The 414-nt window shown below is 42.0% G+C and carries 1 pseudogene; it reads left to right on the plus strand.

Annotated elements, in window-relative coordinates:
* Positions 1 to 414 (plus strand): annotated as a pseudogene (locus tag ADF68_RS11055) (surface protein Rib); the annotation flags it as partial.

Here is a 414-nt window from a genome sequence, read left to right on the forward strand (position 1 = left end):
CCAACCGTAACTGATGTTAAAGTTGGCAAAGATGGCACAACAACTGTTACATACCCAGATGGCACAACAGCGGTTATCCCAGCAGATAAGGCAGTTAAGAAATCATCCGATGAAGGTACGAAGGATCCATCAGTAACACCAGTTACAGATCCAAGCAACTTGACTGACGCCGAAAAAGCTAAAGTAGCCGAAGAAGTTAAGAAATCAAACCCAACCGTAACTGATGTTAAGGTTGACAAAGATGGTACAACAACTGTAACTTATCCAGATGGTACAACAGCTGTAATTCCAGTCGATAAGACAGTTAAGAAATCAGATGATAAAGTCGTAACGGATCCAACAGTAACTCCGGTTACAGATCCAAGCAACTTGACTGATGCTGAAAAAGCTAAAGTGGCCGACGACGTTAAGAAA

The sequence above is a fragment of the Streptococcus pseudopneumoniae genome, assembly GCF_001068775.1.
Taxonomy (GTDB): domain Bacteria; phylum Bacillota; class Bacilli; order Lactobacillales; family Streptococcaceae; genus Streptococcus; species Streptococcus pseudopneumoniae_N.